The 24,369-nt window shown below is 63.0% G+C and carries 21 protein-coding genes, 1 tRNA gene and 2 pseudogenes; 14 read left to right on the top strand and 10 right to left on the bottom strand.

From position 1 onward, the window contains the following. Positions 1-218: pseudogene (locus tag C1D09_RS19985) on the top strand (5-aminolevulinate synthase); the annotation flags it as partial. Between the two features lie 59 nt (positions 219-277). On the opposite strand, the gene C1D09_RS19990 reads toward C1D09_RS19985, so the two are convergent. Then, positions 278-1,444 carry a pyridoxal phosphate-dependent aminotransferase gene (locus C1D09_RS19990; RefSeq protein WP_143975934.1) on the bottom strand — a complete coding sequence of 389 codons (1,167 nt, stop codon included), beginning with the start codon at positions 1,442-1,444 and terminating at the stop codon, positions 278-280. Positions 1,445-1,548: 104 nt separating this feature from the next. Continuing rightward, positions 1,549-1,968: a large conductance mechanosensitive channel protein MscL gene (gene mscL / locus C1D09_RS19995; protein ID WP_064984686.1), complete on the bottom strand. Its 420-nt coding sequence runs from the start codon at positions 1,966-1,968 to the stop codon at positions 1,549-1,551. Positions 1,969-2,228: 260 nt separating this feature from the next. Between mscL and C1D09_RS20000 the strand changes: the two genes are divergently transcribed. Further along, positions 2,229-5,738: a PAS domain-containing hybrid sensor histidine kinase/response regulator gene (locus C1D09_RS20000; protein WP_143975935.1), complete on the top strand. Its 3,510-nt coding sequence runs from the start codon at positions 2,229-2,231 to the stop codon at positions 5,736-5,738. A 33-nt stretch (positions 5,739-5,771) separates the two neighbouring features. Here C1D09_RS20000 and C1D09_RS20005 read toward each other — a convergent pair. The 3 genes and pseudogenes from C1D09_RS20005 to C1D09_RS20015 form a co-directional block, all read right to left on the bottom strand. Further along, positions 5,772-5,870: pseudogene (locus C1D09_RS20005) on the bottom strand (TetR/AcrR family transcriptional regulator); the annotation flags it as partial. A 121-nt stretch (positions 5,871-5,991) separates the two neighbouring features. Further along, positions 5,992-6,651 (bottom strand): response regulator transcription factor, encoded by a 660-nt coding sequence (locus C1D09_RS20010; protein WP_143975936.1) that lies wholly within the window; start codon positions 6,649-6,651, stop codon positions 5,992-5,994. 182 nt (positions 6,652-6,833) lie between these two features. Next, the gene (locus tag C1D09_RS20015) at positions 6,834-7,268 is read right to left on the bottom strand and encodes a hypothetical protein (protein ID WP_143975937.1); all 435 of its coding nucleotides are present in this window, start codon (positions 7,266-7,268) and stop codon (positions 6,834-6,836) included. Between the two features lie 107 nt (positions 7,269-7,375). Here C1D09_RS20015 and C1D09_RS20020 point away from each other — a divergent pair, with 107 nt between their 5' ends. Both C1D09_RS20020 and C1D09_RS20025 read left to right on the top strand, forming a co-directional pair. After that, the gene (locus tag C1D09_RS20020) at positions 7,376-7,726 is read left to right on the top strand and encodes a DUF952 domain-containing protein (protein ID WP_143975938.1); all 351 of its coding nucleotides are present in this window, start codon (positions 7,376-7,378) and stop codon (positions 7,724-7,726) included. Next, positions 7,723-8,802 (top strand): quinone-dependent dihydroorotate dehydrogenase, encoded by a 1,080-nt coding sequence (locus tag C1D09_RS20025; protein WP_143975939.1) that lies wholly within the window; start codon positions 7,723-7,725, stop codon positions 8,800-8,802. The genes C1D09_RS20020 and C1D09_RS20025 overlap by 4 nt, the downstream gene beginning before the upstream one ends. Here C1D09_RS20025 and C1D09_RS20030 read toward each other — a convergent pair. Then, positions 8,795-10,135, bottom strand: a complete 1,341-nt coding sequence (locus tag C1D09_RS20030) for an MATE family efflux transporter (protein WP_143975940.1) — start codon at positions 10,133-10,135, stop codon at positions 8,795-8,797. The two genes, C1D09_RS20025 and C1D09_RS20030, sit on opposite strands and share 8 nt — an antisense overlap. Positions 10,136-10,268: 133 nt before the next feature. Between C1D09_RS20030 and C1D09_RS20035 the strand changes: the two genes are divergently transcribed. Continuing rightward, the gene (locus C1D09_RS20035) at positions 10,269-11,171 is read left to right on the top strand and encodes a histone deacetylase family protein (protein WP_143975941.1); all 903 of its coding nucleotides are present in this window, start codon (positions 10,269-10,271) and stop codon (positions 11,169-11,171) included. Positions 11,172-11,184: 13 nt separating this feature from the next. Here C1D09_RS20035 and C1D09_RS20040 read toward each other — a convergent pair whose 3' ends face one another. Beyond that, positions 11,185-11,448 (bottom strand): DUF6460 domain-containing protein, encoded by a 264-nt coding sequence (locus C1D09_RS20040; RefSeq protein WP_143975942.1) that lies wholly within the window; start codon positions 11,446-11,448, stop codon positions 11,185-11,187. A 439-nt stretch (positions 11,449-11,887) separates the two neighbouring features. On the opposite strand from C1D09_RS20040, the gene C1D09_RS20045 reads away from it, so the two are divergent. The 8 genes from C1D09_RS20045 to C1D09_RS20080 all read left to right on the top strand — a co-directional run bounded on the left by C1D09_RS20045 (position 11,888) and on the right by C1D09_RS20080 (position 20,272). Further along, complete coding sequence (locus C1D09_RS20045) at positions 11,888-12,505, top strand: outer membrane protein (protein ID WP_143975943.1); 618 nt, start codon at positions 11,888-11,890, stop codon at positions 12,503-12,505. Positions 12,506-12,705: 200 nt separating this feature from the next. Next, the gene (locus tag C1D09_RS20050; protein WP_246135814.1) at positions 12,706-13,068 is read left to right on the top strand and encodes a hypothetical protein; all 363 of its coding nucleotides are present in this window, start codon (positions 12,706-12,708) and stop codon (positions 13,066-13,068) included. 49 nt (positions 13,069-13,117) lie between these two features. Next, positions 13,118-13,792: a response regulator transcription factor gene (locus C1D09_RS20055; RefSeq protein ID WP_143975945.1), complete on the top strand. Its 675-nt coding sequence runs from the start codon at positions 13,118-13,120 to the stop codon at positions 13,790-13,792. Further along, positions 13,789-15,219 (top strand): sensor histidine kinase, encoded by a 1,431-nt coding sequence (locus C1D09_RS20060; protein ID WP_143975946.1) that lies wholly within the window; start codon positions 13,789-13,791, stop codon positions 15,217-15,219. The genes C1D09_RS20055 and C1D09_RS20060 overlap by 4 nt, the downstream gene beginning before the upstream one ends. Before the next feature lie 103 nt (positions 15,220-15,322). Further along, positions 15,323-16,348, top strand: a complete 1,026-nt coding sequence (locus C1D09_RS20065; protein ID WP_143975947.1) for a glycosyltransferase family 2 protein — start codon at positions 15,323-15,325, stop codon at positions 16,346-16,348. A gap of 163 nt (positions 16,349-16,511) precedes the next feature. Next, a complete protein-coding gene (locus tag C1D09_RS20070) occupies positions 16,512-18,005 on the top strand; it encodes a hypothetical protein (RefSeq protein WP_143975948.1) in 1,494 nt (497 codons plus the stop codon). Between the two features lie 210 nt (positions 18,006-18,215). Further along, a complete protein-coding gene (locus tag C1D09_RS20075; protein WP_143975949.1) occupies positions 18,216-20,102 on the top strand; it encodes an acyltransferase family protein in 1,887 nt (628 codons plus the stop codon). A 96-nt stretch (positions 20,103-20,198) separates the two neighbouring features. Then, positions 20,199-20,272, top strand: a tRNA-Gly gene (locus tag C1D09_RS20080). Between the two features lie 109 nt (positions 20,273-20,381). Here the strand turns inward: C1D09_RS20080 and C1D09_RS20085 are convergent. The 3 genes from C1D09_RS20085 to C1D09_RS20095 all read right to left on the bottom strand — a co-directional run bounded on the left by C1D09_RS20085 (position 20,382) and on the right by C1D09_RS20095 (position 22,890). Beyond that, positions 20,382-21,143: a Stf0 family sulfotransferase gene (locus C1D09_RS20085; protein WP_143975950.1), complete on the bottom strand. Its 762-nt coding sequence runs from the start codon at positions 21,141-21,143 to the stop codon at positions 20,382-20,384. 311 nt (positions 21,144-21,454) lie between these two features. Next, on the bottom strand, positions 21,455-21,796 hold the full coding sequence (locus tag C1D09_RS20090) for a protamine-2 (modular protein) (RefSeq protein ID WP_143975951.1): 342 nt from the start codon (positions 21,794-21,796) through the stop codon (positions 21,455-21,457). A gap of 104 nt (positions 21,797-21,900) precedes the next feature. After that, positions 21,901-22,890 carry a LysR family transcriptional regulator gene (locus C1D09_RS20095; RefSeq protein ID WP_143975952.1) on the bottom strand — a complete coding sequence of 330 codons (990 nt, stop codon included), beginning with the start codon at positions 22,888-22,890 and terminating at the stop codon, positions 21,901-21,903. A gap of 314 nt (positions 22,891-23,204) precedes the next feature. Here C1D09_RS20095 and chvE point away from each other — a divergent pair, with 314 nt between their 5' ends. Then, the gene (gene chvE, locus C1D09_RS20100) at positions 23,205-24,275 is read left to right on the top strand and encodes a multiple monosaccharide ABC transporter substrate-binding protein (RefSeq protein ID WP_143975953.1); all 1,071 of its coding nucleotides are present in this window, start codon (positions 23,205-23,207) and stop codon (positions 24,273-24,275) included. Positions 24,276-24,369: the final 94 nt, after the last annotated feature.

A 24,369-nucleotide genomic window follows, 5' to 3' on the forward strand; every position in this document is an offset into this window, starting at 1 on the left:
ACATCCAGCCGATCAACTACCCGACCGTGCCGCGCGGCACCGAACGCCTGCGCATCACGCCGACACCGTTCCATTCGGATGCGCTGATCGCCGAACTGCAGGACGCGCTGGTCGAGACCTGGGATGCCCTCGGCATCCCCTACGGCTCGGCAGGACGGCCCGCCGTCGCCAAAAGCGACCGGGTCATTCCCCTGCTGGTGCCCAAGTCAGGTGGCTGAAGCTCAGGCGGCTGAAGCCCGTTTGAAACGCGGCTCGACTGCCAGTCGACGAGGGCTGGCTAAATAGTCTTCATCCATTTCGCCAGCCGGTGCGCGGCTTCCTCGACCTGGTCGAGGCGGCGGTGGAAGCACAGCCTGAGGAAGGCTTCGCCGCCGGGGCCGAAGGCGGTGCCAGGCGCCAGGCCGACATTGGCCTTGTCGACGATGTCGAAGGCGGCGGTGCGGGAATCGGTGATGCCGTCGACGGTAAAGAACAGATAGAAGGCACCCTGCGGCACGGTCAACCGAGCGCGGCCGGTGGCGCCGAGAATGCCGCAGACCAGGTCGCGCGCCTTTCTCGCCCGCTCCACCTGTTCGGCGACGAAGCCATCGCCCTCGTCAAGGGCTGCGACCGCGCCGCGCTGCATGAACTGGGCAACGCCGGAATTCGAATATTGGATCAGGTTCTCGAACACCTGCTGCAGGCTCGGATGCGTCTTGATCCAGCCGACGCGCCAGCCGGTCATCGCCCAATTCTTGGAAAAGGAGTTGACGAAGAGGATGCGGTCTTCCTCCGTCGCGATGTCGAGGAAGGACGGCGCACGACCATGGCCATAATGGAACAGCGAATAGATCTCGTCGGCGATGATCCAGACGTTCTTGGCGCGTGCGAGATCGAGGATCGCCTGCAAGGTCTCGTGATCGGCGGTCCAACCGGTCGGATTCGACGGCGTGTTGATGAACAGCGCCTTGGTGCGCGGCGTGATCGCCGCGGCGATCTTCTCGACGTCGCAGGACCAGCCATTGCCGGAGTGATCGAGCGTGACCGGTACCGGAACGGCTCCCGACAAGGCGGCGGCGGCGTCGAAATTCGGCCAGGCCGGCGACAGATAAATCACCTCGTCGCCGGCACCGGCCAGCGCCGTAAGGGACATTTGGATGGCATGCATGCCGGATCCGGTGACGATGAATTGCTCCTCCGGGAACGTCTTGCCGAAATGCCTGGCGTAGTAGCGTGCCAGCGCCTGCCTGAGATCGGGTATGCCCCTCTGCCACGTGTAGAACGTCTCGCCCCCGGCCAGCGCCTTCGAGGCGGCATCGGTGATGAAGGCGGGTGTCGGCAGGTCGCCCTCGCCGGCCCAGAGCGGGATCAGGCCCTCGCGCAGGCGGCCGTAATTGACGACGGCGACAATGCCGCTTTCCGGCGCGGCGCGGGCTTCGGCGCGAAAGCTATCGATCAGGCTCATGGACAAATCCGTTTCCCTTGGGGTTGCCGCTCTTTATCAGATACGAAAACAGAAAACCCCAGCCGCGAACGACCGGGGTTTTGGTCCAGCAATGGTTGGCTGAATTATCGCTTGGCGAGCAGATCGCGGATTTCGGTGAGCAGCGCGACATCGGCGGGGGGCGGTGCGGCCGGGGCAGCCGGCTTCTCGCGCTCGAGACGCCGCCGCAGATTGTTCACCGCCTTGACCATAAGGAAGATGACAAAGGCAATGATCAGGAAATTCAACGCCACCGTAATGAAGCTGCCATAGGCAAAGACAGCGCCTTGTTTGCGCGCATCTTCAAGGTTTGTCGCAGTTACATTGTGCGACAGGCCAATGAAGTAGTTGTTGAAATCGACCCCTCCGAGCGCGCCAATGAAAGGCATGATGACATCATCGACCAGCGAAGTGACGATCTTGCCGAAGGCGGCGCCGATGATGACGCCGACGGCCAAGTCCATCACGTTACCTTTGGAAATGAATTCCTGGAATTCTTTCAGCATTCGACCCTCCTTGCATGGCGGGCCGCGCTGCCGTTCCGTCCTTGCGGCATCGACCCGGCCACAACATAGCAAAAACCTCCGGTTGCAACATGGGCAAAAAGGAGCAAGCAACCGCTTTCTCGTTCCGTCACGGCAATGCGAACGTCCTTCTGAATCTTGCAGCCGCTCATGCTGCCAAAGCCGCAATGGACATGGAGCTTAAGCTGTGATTGCGTTCAGACAAGCCGGATAGAAAGACGGCAAAGGAGGAAATTACAGGCGTGCAGGGCTTGTTCATCGTCATTATCGCGATCGCCTATGTGACGTTGCTGTTCGCCATCGCCAGCCTGGGCGACCGCCGCTCGGCCATCTCCGGGCCCGGTCGTGCGCGACCCTTCATCTATGCACTCAGCCTGGCGATCTATTGCACCTCGTGGACCTTCTTCGGCTCGGTCGGGCTCTCCTCCGAACGCGGCCTCGAGTTCCTTGGCATCTATACCGGCCCGGTGCTGGTGTTCGTGTTCGGCTTTCCGCTGCTCAACCGTATCGTGCGGCTGGCCAAGACCGAAAAGATCACCTCGATCGCCGACTTCCTCGGCGCACGCTACGGCAAAAGCTTTACCGTCGCGGCAATCGCCACGCTGATCGCCACCATCGGCGCGGTGCCCTATATCGCGCTGCAGCTGAAGGCGATTTCCGGCTCGGTCAGCCTGATGGTCGAGCACTATACGGGATCGCCGCCCTCCTTCGACCCGTTCGTCAGCGACATCTCGCTGGTCGTCGCCATGCTGCTGGCCTTGTTTGCCGTCTTGTTCGGCACCCGCCATGCCGACGCCACCGAGCATCAGGACGGGCTGGTGCTGGCTGTGGCGGTCGAAACCGTGGTCAAGCTTGCCGCCTTCCTGGCAATCGGTCTGATGGTCACCTTCCTGATCTTCGGCGGCCCGGGCGACATGTTCGCAAAACTGGCGCAGAACGCACAGGTGCGCCGGGCGATGGGCTACAACACCTCGCTCGCCACCTGGCTGGTGCTGACCACCTTGAGCGGCTTTGCCATCGTCATGCTGCCGCGGCAGTTCTACGTCACCATTGTCGAGAACCGGGGCGAGGCCGAACTGCGCACCGCGACCTGGGTGTTTCCGCTCTACCTCGTGGCGATCAACCTATTCGTGCTGCCGATCGCCTTCGCCGGCCTGTCGTTGGTCGACACGGGCACCAGCAGCGATCTCTACGTGCTGTCGCTGCCCCTGTTCAGCGGCCACGACGTGCTCGCCATGGCGGCCTTCATCGGCGGGCTATCGGCGGCAACGGCCATGGTGATCGTCGAAAGCGTGGCGCTCTCGATCATGATCTCCAACGATCTCGTCATCCCGCTGTTCGTGCGCCGCCTGCTCAAGACGTCGACCTCCGAGAACGAGGACTGGTCGACGCTCATTCTCAATGTGCGGCGCGGGGCGATCTTCATCCTGTTGTTCATCGCCTTCCTCTACTACCGCGAAAGCACCAACTCAGCACGGCTCTCGTCGATCGGGCTGATGTCCTTCGCGGCCATCGCGCAGTTCGCGCCGGCGCTGATCGGCGGGCTGATCTGGCGCGGCGCCAATGGCAGGGGCGCCGCACTCGGCATGATCGCCGGCATCCTCGTATGGGGCTACACCCTGCTGTTGCCCTCGCTTGTCGCACCCGATGCCGACATCATCGTGCAAGGGTTGTTCGGTTTCGAGGCATTGCGGCCGCAGGCGCTGTTCGGCACGATCGCCGAACCGCTGAACCACGGCGTATTGTGGAGCCTGTCGATCAACACGCTGTTTTTCGTGCTTGGCTCGCTGTCGCGCGCGTCGGTGCCGCTGGAGCGCATCCAGGCGTCGATCTTCGTGCCACGCGACGCCGGTCCGATGCCGAGCCTGCGCCGCTTCCGCACCGCCATCACCGTCAACGACCTCAAGGACACGATCGCGCGCTACCTCGGCGTCGAGCGCACAGAGCGCTCTTTCCAGTCGTTCGAGAAGACCAACGGCACCTCGCTGCACGGCAAGGAGCAGGCGAGCATGGAGGTCATCCGATTCTCCGAGCAGCTTTTGGCCAGCGCCGTCGGCTCCTCCTCGGCGCGGTTGATCCTGTCGCTGCTGTTCCGGCGCCATGACCGCGAACCCCGGGATGCCTTCCGCCTGCTCGACGACGCCACCGAGGCGCTGCAGCACAATCGCGACCTCCTGCAGATCGCGCTCGACCAGATGGAACAGGGCATCACCGTGTTCGACCGCGATTTCCGGCTGATCTGCTGGAACCGCCAATACCGGGCGCTGTTCGACCTGCCCGACGAGATGGGCCAGGTGGGCGTCTCGCTCGATCAGATCCTGCGCCATCTCGCCGAGCGCGGCGACATTCCCGCCGAACAGCGCGTGACGATGCTCAACCGGCTGACCAGCTTCGTGAGCCCCTGGCAGATGGAACTGAAGACCAGCGGCCGCATCCTGGAGCTTCGCTCCAATCCGATGCCGGATGGCGGCATCGTCGCCACCTATGCCGACATTTCCGGACGCGTCGAACAGGATCTGGCGCTGAAGCGCGCCAATGAATCGCTGGAACAGCGCGTGAAAACCCGCACCATCGAACTGACTAGGGTCAACGAGGAGTTGACGCGGGTCAATGAGGAACTGGCCCAGGCGCAGATGCTGGCCGAAGAGGCCAATCTCGGCAAGACGCGCTTCCTCGCCGCCGCCGGCCACGACATCCTGCAGCCGCTGAACGCCGCCCGGCTCTATTGCTCCTCGCTGATCGAGAAGGCCGGCAAAGGACCAGCAGGCAAGGCGGCGGTCAATATCGAATCCTCACTGGAATCAGTCGAGACGATTCTCGGCGCCGTGCTCGACATCTCGCGCCTCGACGCCGGCGCGATGAAGCCGGACGACACCGCCTTCAACCTCGACGGGCTGCTGCGCCAGATCGGCAATGATTTTCGGCCAATGGCCGCCGAGAAAAAACTCGGCCTGACGATCATGCCGTCTTCGCTGACGGTGGTGACCGATCGCAATCTGTTGCGCCGCCTGATCCAGAATCTTGTCTCCAACGCCATCAAGTATACCCGCAGGGGGCGTATCCTGGTCGGCGTGCGGCGGCGCGGCGAACTGGCGGAGATCCAGGTGATCGATACCGGCATCGGCATTGCCGGCGAGAAGCTGAGCACGGTCTTCCATGAGTTCACCCGGCTCGATGAAGGCGCGCGCGAAGCCGAAGGGCTCGGCCTTGGCCTCTCCATCGTCGACCGCATCGCTCGCGTGCTTCGGCTGGAAATCCGCCTTTTCTCCAATCCAGGCAAGGGCACGCGCTTTTCCGTCATCCTGCCCGTCGCAGCGGTGCAGGAGCCGCGACGCGACGTCGAAACCAAGGCTCCCGCCCGCGCCGCGGCTTCGCTCGCCGGGCTGCATGTGCTGTGTATCGACAATGACGCCCGCATCCTCGAGGGCATGCGGCTGCTGCTCGAAGGCTGGGGATGCAAGGTCGATACCGTGTCCGGCTCACGGGATCTGGAGAACGCCGCGCTCCACCGCCCGGATATCGTGCTTGCAGATTACCATCTCGATGGCGAAACCGGCCTCGATATCATCGCCCGGCTGCGGGCGACCCATGGCAACGACCTGGCCGCCGTGCTGGTCACCGCCGACCGGTCCAACGAGGTGCGGGCGGCGGCCGCGGGGCTCGATATTGCGGTGATCAACAAACCTTTGAAACCGGCGGTGCTGCGTTCGATGATGACCAGGGTCAGGCCGCTGGCATCTGCGGCAGAGTGACGCCAATGGGCCGGCCGGCCGCAGCTGGCGATTTCAGGCCCCGTGCCCCAGGCTCCTGAGGTAGGCGCAGAACATATCGGCTATCGCGTCGGAATAAGTCTCGATCTCCGCCGGCATTCGCGGACTTGCCGAAAAATCCCGTCCTGGATCGCCGGCATTCCGCTGGTGGCGATCGCGTCTCTCGGCCTCGGTGCCGCCGTCGGCCGGGCGCGGCGCCCTTCGCGGCCAATCATTGAACGGGCGACGCCGGCACTCAGCTGTTGGCCTGCAACGGGTCGGTGCCGATCTTGGACAGAAGGATCACCGCCTGGGTGCGGCTGTCGACGCCGAGCTTCTGCAGGATGGCCGAGACATGCGCCTTGATGGTCGCCTCGGAAACGCCCAGCTCATAGGCGATCTGCTTGTTGAGCAAGCCTTCAGCCAGCATGCCGAGCACGCGGGTCTGTTGCGGCGTCAGGGCCTGCAGCCGCTTGATCAGGTCCGATATTTCTGGATCGCGCTCGACACCGAGATCGACGCCCACAGGCGCCGCGATGTCGCCGGCGAGCACCGATTGCACGGCGTTGCGGATTTCCTCCATGCTGGCCGATTTGGAGATGAAGCCCGATGCGCCAAGATCGAGGGCGCGCCTGATGGTCGCCGGATCGTCATGCGCCGAGACCACGATAAGCGGCACCGCAGGATGAATGCCGCGGAGCGAGATCAGGCCGGAGAGGCCACTGGCGCCCGGCATCGACAGGTCGAGCAGCACCAGATCGACATCCTCATTGGCCACGACCAACGCCTTGGCGCTTTCGAAATCGCCGGCCTCGTGAATGGCGGCGACATTGCCTATGCCGGCAAGCGCTTCGCGGAGCGCACCGCGAAACAGCGGGTGATCGTCGGCGATGACGAAAGAATAGCCTGACGGCAAATGTTCCTCCCCGAATCCCGTCGATGATTTTAGAGCTTTTCGGGACCAGCCGGACGATTATGAGGGGCAGCGCGCTGTTTTCAAGCGGCAATGCCAGCGCGCCGCGTTTTCCCTGTTTCGCAACATCGACGTCCTACAGCGCCCTTTGCGCGTCCAAAAGGACGCGCGGCGCTGTAGGAAGCTCAGGTCTTCTGCGCGTTGAGCTGGGCGCCGCCACCATTGTCCTTGTCCATATCCTTGACGATGCCCATGAAGCCGCGCAGGAAGCGCTCCATGTAGCTCATCGTCTTGTTGAAATCCTCCTCGCTCGGCAGTTTGGATTCGAGGCGTGCGGAGAGCGAATTCTCCAGCTTCGTGACGCGCTCGTCCATGGCCTTCATCGAGGTCTGCAGGCGGTCGATTTCATCCTGGAACGCGGCGCGTTCATCGGCCGCCACCTTGCAGACGAGCTGACCGGAGCGTTCCTCGCAGAGCGACAACGCACCGGTCTGCGTGTCCATGCGGACATAGCCGTTGGCGGATTTTTCCAGCCGGTAGCGATCGGTCTCTTCCGAATAGGCTGATACCGCGACCAGTGAAACCAGCGCGGCGGGGATCAAGATGTGTTGCAGGCGCATGTTGTCCTCCTTGGCCAAGGCCTGAAATATCGCATGTTTGCGCCGGAAATGGGGAAGACCCTTGGCGTGGCCTTCCCCGCACGACTGGTTCGGACTATAGCGCAACCATGTCTCAGTTTATCTACAAGATAACCCCGCAAGCGCTTTGGCGCGAGGCCGAAGCCAGCGGCCGCTTCACCGGCGCGCCGGTCGACGTCGCCGACGGCTTCATCCATTTCTCCACTGCGGCGCAGGTCCGGGAAACCGCGGCAAGGCATTTTTCCGGCCAGACCGACCTTCTGCTGGTCGCCGTCGACGACGCCAGCCTGGGCGATGCGCTGAAATACGAGGTTTCGCGAGGCGGCGCGCTGTTTCCGCATCTTTACGGCGTGCTGGTGCTGGATACCGTCGAGTGGGTGCGGCCGCTGCCGCTCGGTGCCGATGGCGTGCATCAGTTCCCGCCACTGGGGGGGCAGTGAGCGTGCTCGACCGACTCGGCCAGAAGCTGCTGTTCACCTTCGATCCGGAAACCGCGCATGGCTTGTCGATCGCTGCGCTGCGCTGCGGCCTGCCGGCCGGCGCGCGGACGGTGCGCGACATCAGGCTGAAGGCCAGCCTCTGCGGCCTCGATTTCCCCAACCCGCTCGGCATGGCGGCCGGCTACGACAAGAATGCCGAGGTGCCCGACGCGCTGCTCGGCCTCGGCTTCGGCTTTGCCGAGGTCGGCACGGTCACGCCCCTGCCGCAGGCTGGCAATCCGAAGCCGCGCATCTTCCGGCTGACGGCGGATGAAGCGGTGATAAACCGGCTGGGCTTCAACAATGAAGGTCATGCCGCGGCCGGAAAGCGCCTTGCCGCGCGCAAGGGACGTTCCGGCATTGTCGGCGTCAATATCGGTGCCAACAAGGACAGCGCCGATCGCATCGCCGACTATGAACGCGGCGTCACCCGCTTTGCTCCCTATGCCAGCTACCTCACGGTCAATATCTCCTCACCCAACACGCCCGGCCTGCGCAACATGCAGGCGCGCGAGCAGCTCGGCGAACTTTTGTCGCGGGTCATGGCCGCGCATGCGTCGGCCGCGGCCCAGCCGCCCATTTTCCTCAAGATCGCGCCGGATCTGGCCGAGGCCGAGATGGAAGACATCGCCGCCGAGGTCGTGGAAAAACGGATCGACGGCATCATCGTCTCCAACACCACAATTTCGCGGCCGCCGCTGCGCAGCGGCGACGCCGCACGCGAGACCGGTGGGCTTTCGGGGAAGCCGCTGTTCGAACGCTCGACCATCGTGCTGGCGAAGATGCGCACGCTGCTCGGGCCGAGCATTGCCATTGTCGGAGTCGGCGGCGTGGATTCCGCCGAGACCGCGCTGGAGAAAATCCGTGCCGGAGCCGATCTGGTGCAGCTCTATACCGGCATGATCTATGCCGGACCCGCGCTCCCGGGCCGCATCGTCGCCGGCATGGCACGCTTTTGCGAGACGGAGCGGCTGAAGTCCATTGGCGAATTGCGCGACAGCCACCTCGATCGATGGGCGTCCAAGCCGCTCAGCTGAACGCCGTCCGCAACCGCAACCGCAAGATGGTCAGCAGGCTGAAACCGCGCGCCAGCAGGAAAACGTGCAGCGCCGCCCACAGGCCGTGATTGCCGAAGGCAGGTGCCAGCGTCAGCAGCGCGACGGTAAAGACCAGGAACGACAGCAACATCATGTTGCGCATGTCGCGCGACCAGGTCGCGCCGATGAAGACGCCATCCATCTGGAACGCCAGCACGCCGCTCAGCGCGGTGAAGGCCGCCCAGGGCAAATAGATGTCGGCCACCGAACGGACCTCCTGCGATGTCGTGACGATGGCGACCAGACTGGCGCCGGCCGACAACTGCACCACGGTCGCGGCACCGGCCAGCCCCAACCCCCAGAACAGGGTGAGCCGCACCGCCTGCCGGAACGGTTGCTCGGCGCGCGCGCCGACGGCGCGGCCGGCGAGCTGCTCGGCGGCGGTGGCAAAACCATCGAGGAAATAGCCGGCAACGAGGAAGAAATTCATCAACACCGCATTGGCTGCCAGCGTCACCGTCCCGAACTGCGCGCCCTGGCGGGTGAACAGCGCGAAGGCGGCAAGCAGCGAGAACGAGCGGATCATGATATCGCGGTTGAGCGACAGCATGCGCAGGAAAGCGGCAGTGTCGAGCAGTCGATGGCGCGGCAGGGGCGGGGTCGCGCGGAAGCGACGGACCACGATGGCGAGGCCCAGCAGCATGGCCAGGAATTCGCCCGTGACGGTCGCCCAGGCGACGCCGGCAACGCCCCAGCCAAGCTTCAGGCCAAGCAGGAGGCAGAGCGCGATGTTGATGCCGTTGAGCACCAGTTGCAGCACAAGGCCGAGCCCGCCTTCGCCACGCCCCAACACATAGCCGAGAATGGCGTAGTTGATCAGCGAGAACGGTGCGGCAAGCAGCCTGATCCTGATGTAGACGCCCATCGACTCGCTGACGCGCGGTTCGGCGCCCATGAACCACTGGCCGCCGATGGCGATCAACGGCGAAAGCGAGGCAAGCACGACACCGGCAACGACCGCGATCAGCACGGCGCGCCAGAACACCGCCTGCTCCTCGAGCGCATCGCCACGCCCGAAAGCCTGGGCGACGAGGCCGGTGGTGCCCGAACGCAGAAAATTGAAGCTGGTGAAGACGACGTCGAAGACAAGCGCGCCCGCCGCAAGGCCGCCGAGAAGAGCCGCGTCGCCGAACTGGCCGACAACAGCCGTGTCGACCAGGCCGAGCATCGGCGTGGTGAGATAGGCGAGCGTCATGGGCACCGCTATGGCGAGCACGGAACTGTTGGTGACGACAAAGGATCTGGCGTCGACTGGAGTTGCGCCCTTGTCCAAGGGATTGCTGCCTTGCTGATTTGCGGCTTGATCGAAGAGCCGATGTGCCCCATTTTCCGGCCAGCGCGCAATCATTCTTCCCGCGATGGCCAACCGAAATCCCGGCCTGGCGCGAAGCCGCCGGATTCGGTTCATGCCCCTGCAGATCGTCCACCACCCCGACTACGACGCCGGCTTTGCCGCCAACCATCGCTTCCCGATGAGCAAGTACCCGCTGCTGATGGAGGCTTTGCGTGCACACGGCCTGGTCGGGCCTGACGCGCTCAACACCGCGGAGCCGGCACCGGCATCATGGCTGAAGCTTGCCCATGCGGCCGACTATGTCGACCAGGTCATCAATTGTTCGGTTCTGGAAAAAATCGAACGCGAGATCGGCTTTCCGGTCGGGCCCCGGGTTTCGCTGCGCGCGCAGCTTGCCACTGGCGGCACGATACTGGCGGCGCGGCTCGCCTTGCGCCATGGCATCGCCTGCAACACTGCGGGCGGCAGCCATCATGCGCGGCGCGCGCACGGCGCCGGCTTCTGCACCTTCAACGACGTCGCCGTCGCCTCGCTGCTGCTGCTCGACGAGGGTGCCGCACAAAACATCATGGTCGTCGATCTCGACGTGCATCAGGGCGACGGTACCGCGGATATTCTGAGCGACGAGCCAGGTGTGTTCACCTTCTCCATGCATGGTGAGCGCAACTATCCCGTGCGCAAGATCGCCTCGGATCTCGACATCGCGCTTCCCGACGGCACGGGCGACGACGCCTATCTCCGGAGGCTAGCAACGATCCTGCCGGAGCTGTCGGCCCGGGCGCGCTGGGACATCGTTTTCTACAATGCCGGCGTTGACGTCCACGCCGAGGACCGGCTTGGCAGGCTGGCGCTTTCCAATGAAGGCCTGCGCGCCCGCGACGAGATGGTCATCGGCCATTTTCGTGCGCTCGGCATGCCGGTCTGCGGCGTCATCGGCGGCGGGTATTCCACCGACGTGCCGGCCCTTGCCGCACGGCACGCCATCCTGTTCGAGGTCGCGTCGGCCTACGCCTAGATTGCTCTGAAAGTCACTTCCGATAGTTGGCGATCCTGAGCAGGAGGAAGGCCGGCACGACGATCGCGGCCCCAAGCAGGATGTAGCCGAGGAAGCGGTCGATGGCGTGGAAGCCGAGGTTCCAGAGGTCGATGAAGAACTTCTGGATGCCGTAGAAGACATCCAACGGCGACCAGCCGAAGGCATTCATGACAAGGCCGACGAGGAACGACACCACCAGCAGTTTCAGAATCACCCTGAGCGGCGAGTCGCCGAGAAAACGCGTCAGTGCGGACAAGGTCGTCTCCCGATTGAGATGCCCAGACTCACGGGCACGGCCCAGAGATACGTGCTTGGCGGCCTTCCATCAAGCCAGCGCGATTTGTGCCCTGGCTGGAACACGGGATCGAAACTGCGAGTTTCAGACAGCTTGCAATTCTTAAAGATGGGTAAACAAGATCAGTTCAATAGCTTGAAAATAAAGCACAAAATCATCATTTTCCAATTTTGCGCAATGTGCGTGCAATTTTCACCTGCGAGACAGTCGGCGTCTTTCAGGTGACTGGTTGCGCGGCGCTCCGACCCCCTACCACAGCTGGCGAACGCCAGTTTTCAGGACCGTGCAGCCGTCCCTGAGAGACACCAAACCGGAGCCGTGACCGCCCCAGCGGCCAAAGCTCCCCGGGAGTTAACCTGCGTGTCGATTGCTGGATGCGCTTTTGTGTTGGAGTGATGCTGTGTCCTCTCGAGTAAAGATCGCCCTGACGGCGGCTAGTCTCGCCTTTTGCCTTCTCGGGCCGGCGATGGCCGCCGACCTTTCACCCACCTACAACGACCCCCCCGCCTTCCAGTGGAGCGGCGCCTATGTCGGCGTCCATGGCGGCACGGCGTTCACCGGAATGCCAAACCCGTTTGCAGGCCGCAATGGCCTCAGCGGCGGCGTCCAGGCCGGCTACAACCAGCAGATGGGTCCCACCGTTCTCGGCGCCGAGATCGAAGGCTCCTATCTGGGCGGCGCCGAACACGATGTCCAGGGCGGCAAGATCAAGGAGAAATGGCGCGGTGCCGCCAAGGCCAAGGCAGGATTGAGCTTCGACCAGACGCTGCTGTTTGGCACCGGCGGCGTTGCCCTGACCAAATTCGACAATGGCGACAATGTCAGCAGCACCGATCGATGGAAGGTCGGCTACCTCCTGGGCGCCGGCATCGAGCAAGGCTTCGCCGGCGGGCTGTCCGCCAAGGTCGAGTACGACTATGTCCGCACCCCAGGCGTCGAGACGACATCGACTCCTGGCACATCGAAGACGACGATCGGCAGCCATGAACTGAAGGCCGGCGTCAATTACCGGTTCTAGTACGGGCGAACCGGATTGCACCATGCCGCTGGGCATCGCGCAATCCGGTGTCTCGATATCCACCGCACAACGGCTTTTTCCGCAATGGCGCCCTTCCCGCGCGTCGCTGCAATGTCGATGCAATCTTCGCGATCTAGGTCCGTGCGTGAATTTTCACCATGGGAATCTGTTCAGATATGTCCACGCATGGCGCCAGCCTCATGACACGGGCCCGGACCGTCGTCTTCATCGCAATCGCGCTCGCAGGCTGTGCCTCCGACATCATGAAAAACTATGTTGGCCAGCCGGTCGAATCGGTCGCCCTCGATTATGGTCCGCCAACGGCGATCGTCGATCTTGGCCAGGGTGAGCGCGCCTATCAGTGGCGCAAGGTGTCGACGTCAGCGGTTTCCGGGACATCGAGCGGCGAGGTTCGCGAGACAAAGCACGGAACCGTCTATGAAGAGACCGAGACGCCCGGCTATATCGAGCGTCAGGAATGCTTCTACACATTCTATGCCCGCGCTTCCGGTGGTCGCTGGTTCATCACCAATTTCCGCCAGCCAAAACTGGAATGCGAATGAACTGCCGCGGCCGCAGACCCCGACCGGCCGCGGATAAAGGAGACTATTCATGCGCGTCCTGTTGATCGAGGACGAACCGGAAATGGCCTCCGTGCTGAAGGCCGCGCTCGAGCGTGTGGACATCATCGTCGACCATGCCGCGACATTGGCCGATGCCGTGGCTATGGCCCGCCTGGGCTATCACGACGCGGTGGTGCTGGACCGCCGACTGCCGGATGGCGACGGTCTCAGCCTCATACCGCGCCTGCGCGCCTTGCATCTGGATGTGCCTGTCATCGCATTGACGGCGATGAGCGGGTTGGACGACCGGGTCGCCGGGCTCGATGCCGGCGCCGACGATTACATGGTCAAGCCCTTCGCCACTGTGGAACTCGTCGCGCGGCTCCATGCCTTGCACCGTCGCTCGTTCACCTCGCGCGCCAACCAGACGATGGTCGGCCGCCTCACCTATGATTTCCGCCATCGCGAGGCGCTGATCGAGGACCAGGCGCTCGATCTGCCGCGGCGCGAGAGGCTGGTGCTTGAAACATTGATCCGCCGGCCGGGCCGGACCATTATGCGCAGCGCGCTGGAAGAGGCTGTCTATGCCCTCGACGACGAGATCGGCTCCAATGCGCTCGATGCGCATATTTCGCGGCTGCGCCGCAAGCTCGACGATGTCGCTGCCGGCATCGAGATCCGGGCCATCCGCAACCTCGGCTACCTCCTGCGGGCGGTCTCGTGAAGAAGGTCCGTACCGGCTCGCTGCAGTGGATCCTGGTCCGGCGGCTTATCCTGCTGCAGGCGGCGACGCTGCTCATCTTCATCGTGCTTTGCGCGGCAGCCCTTTGGATCGCCAATCCGCGCCTGCTGATCGACAATGAGGCCGCCGTCGCGGCCGTCAAGGATGCCGTCGACCGGGACAAGGGCGGCAGGCTGATCGTGCGTGAAACGGAGGAACTCACCGCGTTTCGCGAGAGCTTCCCCAATGTCTGGTACATTGTTCGCGACGGCAGGGGCGAGAGCGTCCGTGCCGGCAACATACCCGACATCTACACCAAAGGCTTCGGCGAGCTGCTTGGCGCGGCCGATCACGCCACGATCGGATTCTCCGACAATGACATGCGGCCTGAAGCCTACATCGAAAACGCTTCGACCAAGGCCGGCGCGGTGCAGATCGTCGCCGCGACACAGTCGTCGCGCCAACAGACAGATGGCCTCGAGATCAACATTTCGGCCACTGTCGAGGTCGCCCGCAATCCGGACGGCAGCAGGAACTGGGAGCGCGCCCTGCCGGCGCTCGGGCTCGTCATCGCGGTCCTGCTTTTGCCCATCATTCTCGTCATGGGCACGACGACACTGGTGACGACGCCAGCCGTGGTGCGCCGTTCCTTCGCCGGCCTTGTCGAAACGGTCCGCCAGGCGGCGCGCATCGACATCGGCACCCGCGCGATGCAACTGCCGGTCAAGCAGGTGCCGCAGGAGATCGCGCCGCTCGTGCATGCCTTCAACGAGGCGCTTGCCCGCCTCGCCCAGGGCTATGACCGCCACAACCGTTTCCTCACCGACGCGGCGCATGAATTGCGCACGCCGATCGCCATCCTGCGCACGCGCGCCGAACTTTTGAAGCAGGAACCGCAGAGCGCGCGCCTGCTGCGTGACATCGAACGCCTGTCGCATCTTGCCCAGCAACTGCTCGACCATCAGTTGCTCGACCGCCCGTCGGACCAGCGCCAGATCGTCGATCTCGACGATCTCGTCAGCCGGGTGGCGGCCGACTTCGCACCACTCGCCATCGAGGCTGGCTATGACCTTGCCTTCGAGCCGTCGCCAAACAAGGCCCAAGTGGAGATCAATGTCCTGCAGATCGAACGGGCGCTCGCCAACCTCGTGCGCAACGCAATCGAGCATGGCGGCGGCGGCGGCACGATAACGATCGCCATCGACGAGGCCGGCGGCATCGAGGTGCGCGACGAAGGGCCGGGCATTCCAGCGGAAGAGCGCGAGAACGTCTTCGAGCCCTTCTACCGATTGCAGCCGCAGTCGCGCGGCGCGGGGCTGGGACTGAACCTCGCCCGGCAGATCGCGCTGCTGCATGACGGCACGATCCGCATCCTGACGGGCTCATGGCGCGGTGCCCGCATCCGAATGGAGTTGCCGGTGCGTTCGTGACGGTGCCGAGCCTATTGCGGCAGGCCGGCCGTCGCCCCTGCGATTTATCTGTTTTCTAACCAATTGCCGCTATTGCCATCGCAAGAGCGGGAGCCAGGCTTTGGTGGGAACGGGAAAAATCGGCGCGCACCGCGCGATCAAGCTGTCGGTCGTCGTGCCATGCTACAACGAGCGCGACGGCGTGGCCGAGCTTCATCGACGCGTCAGCGCCGTATGCCTCGAGCAAAGCCCTTCCTACGAGATCGTGCTTGTCATCGATGGAGCGACCGACGGCACCCGCGAGGCCATTTTCGAACTTGCCGAAAAGGACGACCATGTGGTCGCCATCGACCTTGCCCGCAATTACGGCCATCAGATCGCCTTGAGCGCGGGGCTGGAATTCTGCCGTGGCGAGCGCATCCTCATTCTCGACGCCGATCTCCAGGATCCGCCCGAACTGCTCGGCGCAATGATGGCGAAGATGGATGAAGGCTTCGACGTCGTCTACGGCCAGAGGGTCAAGCGCGACGGCGAAGGCTGGTTCAAGCTGGCTTCCGCCTCGATGTTCTACCGCCTGCTTGGACGGATGGTCGATGTCGAGATCGCACCGGACTCCGGAGACTTCCGGCTGATGAGCCGGCGGGCGCTCGACCATCTGAACGCGATGCCCGAACGCTACAGGTTCATTCGCGGCATGGTGAGCTGGATCGGGCTCAGGCAGGTCGCCTTCCCTTACGAGCGGCACCGGCGCTTTGCCGGCACCACCCACTATCCGCTGAAGAAGATGGTTCTTCTGGCGGTCGACGCGATGACCAGCTTTTCGATCGTGCCGCTGCGGTTTGCCTCGCTGCTGGGGATGATGTTCGGCCTGCTCGGCCTGGTCGTGCTCGGCTACACGCTGTTCGAATGGTCCAGGGGCAACGTGGTGCCTGGCTGGACCAGCCTTGCCGCGATCATGCTGATCCTGGGCAGCGTCCAGCTTCTGGTACTCGGCATTTTCGGCGAGTATCTCGGCCGCATGTACATGGAGACGAAGCGGCGGCCGCTGTATTTCGTCAGCGAAATCGTTTCGCGCGACCAACCGGCCAAGGACAGCGACCTGCCCGTCCATCGCCTGCAGGAGATGGCGAAAAGAGCAGCTCGTGGCTGAGACGAAGGTCGAGCGGATGCAACGGCAACGGGATCGGCAGGATGCGGTCGGCTCTTCCGTTTGATGTCTCGCCGATGCCGCGCTTTGGCGCCATCGGGCTTCTCGACACGACGCGCGGCTATACAGCGGTCGTGACAGCGACGCCGCCACCTGGGGCCGCGACATGAACCAGACCGCAGCAATCGCGGCGGCGAGGACGTCGCTCGGGGACGCGCAACGCATCAGGCTGATACTCTGCCTTCTCTGCGCCTGCCTGGTGGCCTATCTGCTTGCCACCTTGGCCAGCGCGATGCTTCAGGATCCCGACAGTTGGTGGCAAGTGAAGGTCGGACTGGACTTTCTGGAAAACCGGACGTTTCCCACCGTCGACCCCTATTCCTATACGTTCGCCGGTCAGCCCTGGATCGCCAAGGAATGGCTGGGGCAGGTCTTTCTGGCCCTTGCCTACCGTGCCGGCGGCTGGAATGGCGTCGTCACACTGATCATCGCCACGATCAGCCTGACGGTCTTCTTGATGGGATGGTTCCTCAGCGCATGGCTGAAGCCGACACTGGCGATAGCGCTGGCCTTCGCCGCGGCTTTGCTGATCGCTCCGATCTATACGGCCCGTCCACACGTCTTCACCTTGCCGATCATCGTCGTCTGGACGGCAATGCTGTTTCGCGCCGCGCAGGAAGAGAGGGCCCCGCCTTTGTGGCTGCTCGTGCTTGTGGTCTTGTGGGCCAACCTTCACGCCACGTTCACCCTGAGCTTCGTCATCGCTGCCTTCGCCGGGCTCGATCTCCTGGCGCGCTCGGGCCTGTCGAAACCCGCCCTCCTGGCAAAATGGGTTGCTTTTGGCCTGCTCTGCCCGCTGGTCAGCCTGATGCATCCCTATGGGATGAAAGCCATCCTGGCGACGTTCACGGTGGCCTATGGCAACGAGGCGGTGCCACTCATCCTGGAGTGGCGGGCATTCAACGCGCAGGAGCAGATCTTCCAGGAAGCGGTGATGCTGTTGGCGCTTTTTGGACTTTTGGTATCGAGGCTGCGGATCGACTGGGCCAAGGCTGTGTTCATCGTCTTCGCCCTGCATGTCTATCTCGCCCATCTGCGGTTTGTATATCTGCCCTTCCTGCTGGTCCCCTTGGTGATCGGGGTCGAGGTCGCCCGGCAATACCCCTCGCTCTCGACCACGACCTGGCTGGCGGAAAGGCGTGACGGACTGGAAAAACTCTTCGCCAGCCAGTTTTACGCGATCTGCGGCGCAATCGCTGTCCTGCTGGTCGCTGCGGTGGTCATCCTCGGCAGTGCCTACCAGGTGGCGCCCAGCCAGAAGACAGCGGCCAGCGGCGCCCTCGCGTATGCCCGGGATCACCAGCTTTCCGGCAATGTGCTGAATTCCTATAATTTCGGCGGCACGCTGATCTTCCACGGCATCAAGACCTACGTCGACGGCAGGACGGACCAGCTGTTCCTGGGCGGCTTCACGAAAGCCGAGGACGCGACGGGACACAGCGACGGAAAACCGCTGCTCGAGGCCCAGTTGAAGAAATACGCCATTCGCTGGGCACTCCTTACATCAGACGATACCCGCATCCCCTTCTTCGCGGAGTTGGGCTGGAAGCGGGCCTATGCCGACGACGACGCCGTGATCTACCTGCCTCCCGACGCCTGATTTACAGCATCCGGCGAAACCGGTTTCGTCAGCGTCCGAAGCTCTGGCATCTGCCTTGACATGAATGTTGCAGTGCAGCAAACTTGTGTTGCAGAGCACAGTTCGTGAAACCCACGAGCCAGGATTTTTCCAACGACGGGGACATCGCCGCATGAGGAGCATGTCAGGTTCCGCCGCGCGGCTGCCGGCCACCGCGTACGGACCCGCCGAATGAACTACAGGCGTGATATTGATGGCCTGCGGGCCATCGCGGTGTTGCCCGTCGTGCTTTTCCACTTCGGGGTATCGGCCATTCCCGGCGGCTTCACCGGTGTCGATATCTTCTTCGTCATATCGGGCTATCTGATCAGCGGCAGCCTGCTCGACGACCTCGAGCGCGGCCAGTTCTCGATCGGCCGCTTTTACTGGCGCCGCGCGCGGCGCATCCTGCCGGCGCTGACCTTCGTCATCCTGCTCGCCAGTATCGCCGCCTGGTTCATCCTCCTGCCGTCGGATCTCCACGAGTACAGCCTCAGCGTGATCGCGGCCTCGACCTTCTGGTCGAATATCTATTTCTGGAAAACGACCAACTATTTCTCCATCGATGCCGAACTGCGGCCGCTGCTGCACACATGGTCGCTTTCGGTCGAGGAGCAGTATTATATCTTCGCACCGGTCCTCGTGTATCTGATCTACCGATACGCCTCGAAGCGCTGGCTGACGATATTGCTGCCGATTGCCATAGGCAGTTTTGCCCTGGCGGTCATGGCAACCACGCTGGCGCCGACCGCCGGCTTCTACCTCTTGCCGACGCGCATCTGGGAACTGGCGCTGGGCGCAATGCTGATGCTGAGAAAGCCGCCGGCGCTTGCCAGCCGGCCGCTGACTGAACTGATCGGGCTGGGCGGTTTTGGCCTGATCGCCTTCGGCTTTCTGACGATTTCGGAGAGCGATCCGTTTCCGGGCTACAATGCCCTGTTTCCCTGCATCGGAACGGCGCTGCTCATCTATGCTGGCCAGCCCCACGCGGACAGACCGGTCCCTGTCGCCACGCAGGTGCTGCGGCTCACACCGCTGGTTTGGATCGGCCTCATCTCCTATTCGCTCTACCTCGTTCACTGGCCGATCAATTCGTTCGTCCACTATCTGTCGCTCAAGGCCATCGGTGTGCCGACGATCATGACGATGATCGCGGCCAGCGTCGCGCTGGCGACGTTCTCGTGGAAATATGTCGAGCAGCCCTTCCGCCAGAAGCGAGCCTTCACCGCTCCCCTGCCCATCTTCGCCTTCTCGGCCACGGCGATCGCCCTGCTGTGCGTCGGCGGCTTGGCCGGCGCGCTGGGCAAGGGTTTTCCGCAACGGTTCCCGGATTTCTCGACGGAACGGGTCCTGGTGGGAGACTGGCGCAACGGGGTCTGCTTCAACGAGGGCGCGAGCCGCATCGAGAACTGGAACCTCGCCGACTGCACCCGAACGCATGGCTTTGCCACCAATGTGCTGCTGTGGGGCGATTCCTTCGCCGCGCACTACGTGTCGGGGCTGGAAGCCAATGCGCAGAAAATCCAGGCCAATATCATTCAGTACACCTATGCCGGCTGCCCACCCAATCTGAGCTACTTTTCCTATGCCCGGCCGGCTTGCACGCGTTTCAACGAACGGGCGCTGTCGATCATCCACGATGCCAACATCCAGGCGGTGATCCTGAGCGGCCGGTGGACCGACTATCAGGCAAGGGGCTTCGACGGCCTGCAGAAGACGGTCGACCGGCTGCGCGACATGGGCGTCAAGGTCTATGTCATCGGCCAGTCTCCGGAGTTCATCGCCGACGTCCAGAAAATCGCTTTCTTCGCAAGAAGGGAGCACGCCGCGAACACATCCTGGCCGATGGCCATGGATCCGGACATCAACAAGCAGGTGCTGCCATTCGTCAAAGGGGCGACTTTCATCGACCCGCTGGCCTATCTGTGCGACGCGGCCGGTTGCTCCTATGCCGACGCCGGCACCAGGCAGTTTCTCTACTTCGACTACGGTCATTTCTCGTCCGCCGACGCGACGCTGGCCATCTGGAAATATTGGCCAAGCTTTGCCGCCAGCAACAAAGTCGCCAAGGCAAAATAGGAATCACGGCCAGCGCCGCGGACCAGCGAAAGCGTTTGTTCAAGGGCCCGCTTTGCGATTGCCCGAAGGCCGAACCTCATGGTAACGAGAGCACGCGCGGGTATGATGTAATGGTAGCCTGTCAGCTTCCCAAGCTGAACGCGCGGGTTCGATTCCCGCTACCCGCTCCAGTTTAAGGCGCAAGGCCTTGCGCCTAATCTAGAGACCCCTGAACCTGATAGTTCCACAGGAGTCTGCAGCGTTCCTGCCTCGGTGAGCCTACCCTTCCGAGGCGGCGACCTAAGCCTGGCCAAGCCGCATCTGCTTCTTGAGGAGGAAACGGGCGAGGTTTTTGATATTTCGCGGAGCCACCTTCTTGGGGAGATGCGCGATGAGGTCCCTGGATCTGGCGTCGCTCTGGAACCGCTCGGCCCACTCTTCGGTGCGGATATCGCGCTGTACCCGCAAATTCGTGCTGAACTCGCCGCTTGGCATTTCAACCGACAACTGCCGTGCCACCGATGCGACGTAGGCACGAGGATCGTCCAGGAGATCTTCATAAAACAAATGGTCGTATGGCAGCCCGGACATGCGCAGATAGGCCTCCCAGAAGGCATAGCTCTGTCCGATCAGGAAGTAGGCCTGGCAGATACCGGCGAAATCGTATTGCGGGACCTTATCTGCGCCGTCCATGGTGCTTCTCCAACGACCCGACGCTTTCGCCCGGCAATAGGAGATGGCCTGGCGAAGACGGTCCCGTCGCTCCAGCAGGATCAAACCCATGGCATGGCGCCGGACGCACTCCGCGAGGAAGTCCGTCCCGTATTTGGCCTGCGACCAGTCGAGGTGTCGTGGAAACAACTTGACGGCGAACCTGCCATTTTCGGTCGCGCCGCGTTCAATCACTGCGGACAGCAGTTCGTCGAAGGATTTCGGCCTGAAGCCCAACGTGTCCGTGTCGAGCCATTCGGCCGACCGACCCAATGTTCCGGTGCTGTTTGCCAGACTGCCAAGCCATTCGGAACCGCTGCGGGCCTCGGTCAGTATCGCCACCCCTTTCATGCGTAGCCATTGCCCAGGGTCCGTGGACGAGTATCCGTTGCTACAGGATATGGTTCTGTTCCTCGATCGCCCCTCGGCATGGTCACATCCCAGTTCAAAAGGGTTCCATTAGAGACGTCTAACATTGTTTGGTCAATTCGCACTTGTTTCAGGTGGGGGCAATCCCAGGCCAAGTGGGCAGGTCAATTCGTCGCGGCCGGGTGATCGGTGCCAACGCAGCACCGACCGTAACGATGCAAGATTTTCCACGGCCCAGCCGCGCGATAACGACACCGTCCACGCCGCGGGGGCGGCCTTTCGTCAACGGTTCGTCAGAGCCAGACGCGGAGCCACACCCGCTCGCGCCAGCAACGCACATGACGGCGTCCACGGCGCCAATATCGACGGCAAACCCGTCTCCAGCCGCGGCGGCGGCGCCTCTCTCCGTAATGGCGATCTCCGTAGTAGCGATGATGCCAACGACGGTGGGAGACCTTTTCCACTTCGAGGTCGTCATCGCCTTCGAAGACAGCCGGATCCGGCTTGTCCAGTTCGTCGAGAATTCCGTTGCCCTGAGGAATGCCGGCAACCGCGCGGCCAGGTCGGGCTATGCCCGCAAACGCCACGGCCCCCGCAACGCCCAGCATTCCTGTGAGAAACAACCGACGTTCCATCAAAACCTCCCGAGTTGTTGACATCGGCATCTCGTTCCCTCGCCCAAAACGAGCTCCAGCGAGATGCCGTTTGGCCTGAACGCGTGACTGCACTTCTTGTTCCATCACCCCACTTCGCGCAGGATGAAATCGTGCAGCATCTTGGCGGCCGGCGACAGCGCGCGATTCCTGACCGTGATCAGGCTGTAGGGCCTGACCTCGATGTCGAATTCGGTCTGGACGACATCGATGGCGCCGGCGAGTCCGTCGGGATTCTGGATGAATTTGGCCACCTGCACCGAGACCGGCGCGATGGCGTCGGACTGCGCGACCATGACCAGCGTCAGGAGCAGCGAACTGGTGTTGAGTATCCGGTCCGGCAGCGCGATGTTGCGATTGAGGAAATTGCTCTCCATCGCCTGGCGCAAGGGCGAGCCGCCCGACTGGAAAACCCAGTCATAGGCGGCGGTGTCTTCGAGGCGCACCACGCTGCCCCTGGTCAGCGGGTGGCCACGACGCACGATCAGGCAGGCTTTCTCGACGCCGATGACACGCGATTCGAACAGCCGCGGATTGAGATCGTCGGGGATGCGCGCGATGATGAAATCATGGCGCGTTGCGATCAGTTCGCGCGCCAGCACATTCGAGGTCTCGACCTGCATGGTGATCTCGATGCGCGGATAGATGCGGCGGATTTCGCGGATCGCCGGCACCGCCAATTCGATCGCTGGCGCCGTCACGGCACCGAGAAACACGGAACCGCCCTTGCCCGCCTTGAGCTCGGAAATCTCGCGATCCACCTCGCGCATCTCCAGCAGGATCGAACGCGCACGCCTGGCCAAGGCCTTGCCGTAGGGCGTCAGCGTGATGCCGCGCGGCAGCCTCTCGCACAGCTTGACCGCGAGTACCGCCTCCATCTCGGCAATCATGCGCGATGCCGCCGGCTGCGAAATGTTCATGACCTGCGCCGCGGCGCTCACCCGGCCATGATCGTCGAGCGCGACGATCATGCGCATATGACGCAGGCTGAGGCCGCTGCGCAGGAGGGTTTCGCCATCGCCTGGGGTCTCGTTGTATTCATTTGAACCCGCAGCCGGATTCCGTAACGCCGCCATGGTTTTTCCCTGCCTCTTCTCGCGGCCCGCTGGGCATTCGCCGGCAACCCGTCACGCGTTCATAACATATACCACTTGCGGTATAGCAACCATCAAAGATCGCATTTGACAGTTATGGCAAAAGGACGGCAACGTCAGCGCGTTCCGAGACGCAACGGTCGCCGACGATAGAATCGTATCGATTGAAATCAGCGGCTCGGGGCCATGGGAGGATACCGGAGATCGATATGACGGCAGCAGTGCCTTGGCGCTTCTGCACGATTGCGCGGCCCGCGACCCCCGGGGTGCTGCGTCCATCAACCAGGGAGAGTTACGTGAAAATCATCAAGACACTGGCCGCAGTCGCGGCGCTTGGCATCGCTGCCATGACCTACTCGGCGCATGCAGCCGACAAGGGTCTCGTCGGCGTGCTGATGCCGACCAAGACTTCGCAGCGCTGGATCAATGACGGCGACGCCGTCAAGTCCCAGCTCGAGGCTCTCGGCTACACCGTCGACCTGCAATATGCGCAGGATGACATCCCCAACCAGCTCAGCCAGCTGGAGAACGAAATCACCAAGGGCCCGAAGGCGCTGATCATCGCCTCGATCGACGGCACCACCCTGTCGGATGCGCTGCAGAAGGCCGCTGACGCGGGCGTCGTCGTCGTCGCCTATGACCGCCTGATCAAGAAGACCGCCAACGTCGACTACTACACCACCTTCGACAATTTCGGCGTCGGCGTGATCCAGGCGAATTCGCTGGTCAAGGGCCTCAAGGAGCGCTTCCCGAACACCAAGCCGTGGAATGTGGAACTGTTCGGCGGTTCGCCGGACGACAATAACGCCTTCTTCTTCTACAACGGTGCGATTTCCGTCCTGCAGCCGCTGATCGACGACGGCTCGATCAAGATCAAGTCCGGCCAGATGGGCATGGACAAGGTCGGCACGCTGCGCTGGCTGGCGGCAACGGCCCAGGCCCGCATGGACAACCTGCTGTCGGCCAACTACTCGGACGGCAGCCGCGTCGATGGCGTTCTGTCACCCTATGATGGTCTGTCGCGCGGCATCACCGCCTCGCTGCGCGCCGTTGGCTACGGCACGGCCGCTCAGCCTTGGCCTATTGTCACCGGCCAAGACGCCGAGACCGCCTCGGTCAAGCTGATCATCTCGGGCGAGCAGTATTCGACCGTGTTCAAGGACACCCGCGAACTGGCCAAGTCGACGGTCGAACTGGTCGACAAGGTGCTCTCGGGCGGCAAGCCTGATGGCCTCGACACCAAGACCTACAACAACGACGTCAAGGTCGTTCCCTCGATCCTGTTGACGCCGCATGAGGTCGACAAGTCGAACTACCAGAAGCTGGTCGTCGACTCCGGCTACATCAAGGCCGAAGACCTGAAGTAATCTCTGCATTAAAATCTGGGGTCCTGCGCGACGCAGGGCCCCTTTTCGTTCACAAGCGACCCCGGTATTGTTACCGCCGGCCTAGAGCAATTCC

This window comes from Mesorhizobium intechi, from assembly GCF_002879535.1.
In the GTDB taxonomy this organism is placed as follows: domain Bacteria; phylum Pseudomonadota; class Alphaproteobacteria; order Rhizobiales; family Rhizobiaceae; genus Mesorhizobium; species Mesorhizobium intechi.

Excerpts from the sequence above, each read along its gene's own strand:
- C1D09_RS19990 (WP_143975934.1), bottom strand. The coding sequence starts at position 1,444 with ATGAGCCTGATCGATAGCTTTCGCGCCGAAGCCCGCGCCGCGCCGGAA.
- mscL (WP_064984686.1), bottom strand. The coding sequence starts at position 1,968 with ATGCTGAAAGAATTCCAGGAATTCATTTCCAAAGGTAACGTGATGGAC.
- C1D09_RS20015 (WP_143975937.1), bottom strand. The coding sequence starts at position 7,268 with ATGCGCCTGCAACACATCTTGATCCCCGCCGCGCTGGTTTCACTGGTC.
- C1D09_RS20020 (WP_143975938.1), top strand. The coding sequence starts at position 7,376 with ATGTCTCAGTTTATCTACAAGATAACCCCGCAAGCGCTTTGGCGCGAG.
- C1D09_RS20035 (WP_143975941.1), top strand. The coding sequence starts at position 10,269 with ATGCCCCTGCAGATCGTCCACCACCCCGACTACGACGCCGGCTTTGCC.
- C1D09_RS20050 (WP_246135814.1), top strand. The coding sequence starts at position 12,706 with ATGACACGGGCCCGGACCGTCGTCTTCATCGCAATCGCGCTCGCAGGC.
- C1D09_RS20055 (WP_143975945.1), top strand. The coding sequence starts at position 13,118 with ATGCGCGTCCTGTTGATCGAGGACGAACCGGAAATGGCCTCCGTGCTG.
- C1D09_RS20070 (WP_143975948.1), top strand. The coding sequence starts at position 16,512 with ATGAACCAGACCGCAGCAATCGCGGCGGCGAGGACGTCGCTCGGGGAC.
- C1D09_RS20075 (WP_143975949.1), top strand. The coding sequence starts at position 18,216 with ATGAACTACAGGCGTGATATTGATGGCCTGCGGGCCATCGCGGTGTTG.
- C1D09_RS20085 (WP_143975950.1), bottom strand. The coding sequence starts at position 21,143 with ATGAAAGGGGTGGCGATACTGACCGAGGCCCGCAGCGGTTCCGAATGG.
- C1D09_RS20090 (WP_143975951.1), bottom strand. The coding sequence starts at position 21,796 with ATGGAACGTCGGTTGTTTCTCACAGGAATGCTGGGCGTTGCGGGGGCC.
- C1D09_RS20095 (WP_143975952.1), bottom strand. The coding sequence starts at position 22,890 with ATGGCGGCGTTACGGAATCCGGCTGCGGGTTCAAATGAATACAACGAG.